This is a genomic window from Azospirillum sp. P4_B5, from assembly GCF_056402275.1.
In genome coordinates, this window is the sequence record NZ_JBFUHT010000096.1 from 1 (window position 1) to 5,804 (window position 5,804).

The window sequence follows — 5,804 nt, forward strand, 5'->3', positions numbered from 1 at the left end:
CCTCAGCCGAACCAGGCGGCCCTCAGCCGAACCAGGCGGCGACGTTTCCGGTCTGGCCGAGGATGGTGATGCGGGCGCCGGAGCCGATGTCGAGGGTGGTGTTTCCGCCCTCCACCCGCGCCGAGCGGATCACCGCGCCGAGGTCGATGCCCGCCTCGTGGAAGGCCAGACGGTCGACCCCGACCTGGAAGTCCATCACCACCGACCCRCCCGAGTTGCGCCCGAAGGCGAACAGGTCCGCGCCGCCGCCGCCCCACAGCGTGTCCGCACCGCCGTCGGCGAACAGCACGTCGTTGCCGGCCCCGCCGTTCAGCAGGTCGTCGCCCGCCCCGCCGAACAGCGTGTCGTYGCCGTCCTCGCCCAGCAGCGTGTCRTCGCCGTCGCCGCCGCTGGCCAGGTCGTCGCCCTCACCCAGCCCGATCAGGTCGCGGCCMGCCCCGCCCAGCGCCGTGTCGTTGCCCGACCCGCCGCTGATCGTGTCGTCGCCCGCGTCGCCGACCAGAAGGTCGTTGCCCTCCTCGCCGAACAGCAGGTCGTCGCCCGWCCCGCCGACCACCGTGTCGTCGCCCTCGTTGCCGGTCAGCGTGTCGGCGCCCTCCTCGCCGAACAGGATGTCGGCGCCCGTCCCGCCGAAGCCGCGGTCGTTGCCGGTGCCGCCGCCGATCAGATCGTCGCCCGACCCGCCGAGCAGCCAGTCGTCGCCCTCGCCGCCATGCACCACGTCGTCGCCGTCGTCGCCGTACAGCGTGTCGTTGCCGCCGGCGCTGGCGATCGTGTCGTTGCCGCCGCCGCCGTGCAGGATGTCGTCGCCGGCCCCCAGATACATGTACTGCTSGTGGTCGTCGCCGTAGACGATCTGCTCGCCGTCGCCGCCGACCAGCGTGGCGGTGCCGACCACCGCGGCGAACTCGACGTTGTCGAGCTGGATGGTCACCGGACCGGCCACCGCCGAGGTGTTGAGCACCACCGCGGTCGGCGCCGTGCTGGCGGTGCCGGTGCCGCCCAGCGTGTTGCCGGTCACCCTGGTCCGCACCGCCTGGCCGGCGGCCACCCCCGGCGCGCTGAAGTCGATGGCGCGCACCAGAAGCTGGGCCTGGGTGGACAGCACCGAGAGGAAGCCGTCGCCGCCGCCGGTCAGGGTGCCGCGYGCGGCCGTGCCCTCGTCGGTGCGCGCCTCGATGGCGGCGATCAGGCCGGTCAGCCCGGTCTGGGCCTGCGCGGCGGTCTGCCGCTCGGCGCTGCCCGAGGTGGTCACCGCCACGCCATTGGAGACGCTGACCGTCAGGGTGGTGACGGTGGACACCGCCCCGGTCTGCCGGTCGACCACCTGCTCGCGCACCACCGGCACGTCGGCCAGATCGGCGTTGGCGGTGGYGCTGTCCTCAACCCGCTCCTCGTTGCTGGCCGCGATGGTCACCGTGGTGGTGCGGCTGCCGTCGCTGCCGGTGGTGACCGTCCCGTTGACGGTGGCGCCGTCCACGGTGGCGACCGGCGGCGGGGCGATGGGGGCGGGCTTGTCCACCGTCGCGGTCAGCTTCTGCGTCGTCGCGGTGAAGGGCACCGAGGCGTTGCCCGCCGGGTCGGTCAGGCCGAGCGTGAGGGTGAGGGTGCCGTCGCCCAGGCCGGAGAGATCCAGCCCGGTCACCCGCATGGTCGGGCCGCTCATCACGCCGGAGCCGGTGACCTSGCCGCCGCCGGCCGAGGTGATCGTCCAGGTGAAGCTGGTCCCGGCCTCGCCGCCGCCGATGGTGAAGGCGGCGCTGGACTGCTCGATGGCGTCGATGCTGTCGTCCTCGAACAGCACGGTGGCCGCGGGCGCGGTGGTGTCGATGGTCAGCGACTGCGTGCCGGGACCCGAGACGTTGCCCGCCGCGTCGGTCGCCGTGGCCGAGACCGGGTTGGCGCCGTTGGGGTTCAGGCTCGGCGTGCCGGTGACCGGGGTCGCCGTGGCGAGGTTGAGGCTCCAGGCGCCGCCGTTCGTCGCCGTGGTGGTGTAAGTGGCGCCGCCGATGGTGACGGTGACCGTGCTGCCGGCCTCCGCCGTGCCGGTCAGGGTCGGCATCGTGCTGTTGGTCAGCACCGCCGAGGTCACCGCCGGAGCGTCCGGAGCGGTTGTGTCGATGACCAGCGACTGGGTGCCCGGCGCCGAGACGTTGCCCGAGGCATCGGTGGCGGTGGCCGAGACCGGGTTGGCGCCGTTGGCGTTGAGGCTGAGCGAACCGGTCACCGGGGTCGCCGTCGCGAGATTGACGTTCCAGTTTCCACCGGTGGCGGTGGTGGTGTAGGTGGCTCCGCCCACCGTGACGGTGACCGTGCTGCCGGCCTCCGCCGTGCCGCCGATCACCGGGGTGGTGCTGTTGGTCAGCGCCGCGCTGGTCACCGCCGGGGCATCGGGCAGCGTGGTGTCGATGGTCAGCGATTGGGTGCCGGCCGAGGACGTGTTGCCCGCCGCATCGGTGGCGGTGGCCGAGACCGGGTTGGCGCCGTTGGCGTTCAGGTTCAGCGTGCCGGTCACCGGCGTCGCCGTCGCGAGATTGACGCTCCAGTTTCCACCGGTGGCGGTGGTGGTGTAGGTGGCGCCGCCGATGGTGACGGTGACCGTGCTGCCGGCCTCCGCCGTGCCGCCGATCATTGGAGTGGTGCTGTTGCTCAGCGCCGCCGAGGTCACCGCCGGAGCGTTCGGGACCGTGGTGTCGACGGTCAGCGATTGCGTGCCGGGACCCGACACATTGCCCGCCGCATCGGTGGCGGTGGCCGACACGCTGTTCGTGCCGTTCGGGTTCAGGCTCAGCGAACCGGTCACCGGGGTGGCCGTGGCGAGGTCGATGCTCCACGCCCCGCCGGTGGCGGTCGTGGTGTAGGTGGCGCCTCCCACCGTGACGGTSACCGTGCTGCCGGCCTCCGCYGTACCGGYGAGGGTCGGCATCGTGCTGTTGSTCAGCGCCGCGCTGGTCACCACCGGGGCGTTGGGCAGCGTCGTGTCGATGRYCAGCGACTGGGTGCCGGCCGAGGACGTGTTGCCCGCCGCGTCGGCCGCCGTGGCCGAGACCGGGTTGGCRCCGTTGGCGTTGAGGTTCAGCGAACCGGTCACCGGGGTCGCCGTGGCGAGGTCGACGGACCAGTTCCCGCCGGTGGCGATGGCGGTGTAGGTGGCKCCKCCCACCGTGACGGTSACSGTGCTGCCSGCYTCCGCCGTGCCGCCGATCACCGGGGTGGTGCTGTTGGTCAGCGCCGCSSTGGTCACCGCCGGGGCATCGGGCAGCGTGGTGTCGATGGTCAGCGATTGGGTGCCGGCCGAGGACGTGTTGCCCGCCGCGTCGGTGGCGGTGGCCGAGACCGGGTTGGCACCGTTGGCGTTCAGGCTCGGCACGCCGGAGGTGGGCGTCGCCGTCGCGAGATTGACGCTCCAGTTTCCACCGGTGGCGATGGTGGTGTAGGTCGCCCCGCCCACCGTGACGGTCACCGTGCTGCCGGCCTCCGCCGTGCCGGTCAGGGTCGGCGTCGTGCTGTTGCTCAGCGCCGTCGTGACGGTCGGGGCGTTCGGTGCCGTCGTGTCGATGGTCAGCGACTGGGTGCCCGGCGCCGAGACATTGCCCGCCGCGTCCTTGGCAGTGACGGACACCGGGTTGGCGCCGTTGGCGTCGAGGGTCAGCACGCCGGAGGTGGGCGTCGCCGTGGCGAGGTCGATSSWCCAGGTCCCGCCSGTSGCSGTGGTGCTGTAGGTCGCCCCWCCCASCGTGACGGTCACCGTGCTGCCGGCCTCRGCCGTGCCGGCGAGGGTCGGGGTGGCGTTCTTGGTCAGCGCCGCGCTGGTCACMGCCGGGGCGTCGGGCAGCGTCGTGTCGATGGTCAGCGTCTGGGTGCCGGGGTTGGACGTGTTGTTGGACGCGTCCTTGGCGGTCACGGAGACCGGGTTGGCGCCGTTGGCGTCGAGGGTCAGCACGCCGGMGGTGGGCGTCGCCGTGGCGAGGTCGAGGCTCCAGGTCCCGCCGGTGGCGGTGGTGGTGTAGGTGGCGCCGCCGATGGTGACGGTCACCGTGCTGCCGGCCTCGGCCGTGCCGGCCAGGGTCGGCGTCGCGCTGTTGCTCAGCGCCGCGCTGGTGACGACCGGAACCGCGGGGGGCGTCACGTCGGCCACGCCCACCACCGTGCTGACGCCGGAGATGGTCGCGCTGCCGGTGGCGCCGCCGCTGTCGGTCAGGCCGGCGATGGCCACCGTGCGGTTGCCCAGCGTCGCCGTCCCGCTGGTGTTCTTGTAGGTGACGCCGCCGAGCAGCGCGCTCATCTGCGCGTCGCTGCGCTCCAGCCCGCCGAGGGTCACCGTGGCGACGCCGCCGACCACCGACACGGWCACGCTGGCGTCGCCGCCCGCGGCCCCCAGCCCGGTCAGGGTGGCGGTGGCGCCGTTGGTCAGGGCGATGTCGACCCCGCCGATGGTCAGGACCTCGGTGGCGTCCACCACGCCGCCGACGGTGAACACCGCGCCGCGGAAGCTCTGCCCCGCCTCCACCGTGGAGGCCGTCACGCCGCTGAACAGGCTGGTGGTGGCGCTGTCCACCCCGACGCCGAAGGTCTTGGCTCCGCCGGTCGCGGTCAGGGTCGGCACGGCGTCGACGCGGATCGTCGCGGTGGCGCCGCCCGTGCTGTAGGCGTCCGCGCTGGTGTCGGCGGTGCCGCCCGCGGTGCCGCTGGTCAGGTCCCACGCCTTGAAGGTGAGGCCGCCGGTGTCGGTGTTGGTGAAGCCCGACCCGCTCGGCACGAAGCGCACGCGGTCCGACCCGGCGAGCAGCAACGCCGAGCCGTTGGACGATCCGGTGGGGATGTCCGTCCAGGCGCCGGTGCCGACCTTGTACTGCCAGGTGCCGTTGCTGTTGGTCACCCCGGTGACGGCGATGCCCAGCGGGACGACGGTGACCATCGGGACGGGGCTGTCGTACTCGGCGTCGGTGGCGGTGCCGGCGGAGGCCAGCAGGGCGGTGACGGTCATCCCGCCGTTCGCGGTGTCGGCGATGCCCTGGTCGATGACGGTCAGGCTGCGGACGTCGTTGGACAGGATCGGGCGGTCGTTGGCGCCGGTGAAGTTGAGGGTGAGTTCCTGCGAGACGCTCCGGTTGCCGTCGGAGACGGTGAAGGTGCTGGTCCCCTGCATCGGCCCGGCCGGCACGCCGTTGAGGAAGGCGGCGTCGAACACGTAGGCGTACTGGCCGGTCTGGCTGTTGACGTAGGAGGTGCCGCCCGGCCCGGTGGACCACGAGTCGTAGGTGACGCCGTTGCCGAGCGTGACGCTGCCGTACTGCACCGGGGAGGTCTGCGAGCCGGCGATGGAGTAGGTCAGCGTGTCGCCTTCCAGGTCCGTCGCGGAGAGCTGGCCGTCGATCAGCGGGAAGCTGTCGGCGGCGGCGGTGTCGACGAGGGTCGCCGGGGTGGTCGGGACGGCCAGGACCGGCGGGGCGTTGGTGTCGATGCGGTCGTTGGTCTGGCTGATCGCGGTGGTGTAGGGGGTGTTGGCGTTGCTGGCGCTGTCGACCAGGACGATGTTGACCGGGATGTCCTGGTTGGCGGCGCGGTCGCCGGTGCGCTGGCCGTCGGCGGTGACCGTGAAGGTGGCGGTGTAGGTGGTCGCGCCGACCTTGGTCAGGTTGCCCAGCGCGAAGCCGTCGACCGTACTGCCGCTGCCCAGCGTGTAGGTGTCGCTGTCCGACGCCACGGTGATCGTCACCGTCACCGTGTCGCCGACCTTGGCCGCCTGGTCGGGGATCGTCACGGTGGTGATCGACGGCGGCGTCGTGTCGGCCGTGTTGTTC

Annotated in this window: 1 protein-coding gene; it reads right to left on the reverse strand. The window is 72.9% G+C overall.

The genetic code is table 11. The features are described from left to right. Positions 1-22 precede the first annotated feature (22 nt). Positions 23-5,764, reverse strand: coding sequence for a beta strand repeat-containing protein (locus AC1DVI_RS31825; protein WP_476961382.1), 5,742 nt, complete (start codon positions 5,762-5,764; stop codon positions 23-25). Positions 5,765-5,804: the final 40 nt, after the last annotated feature.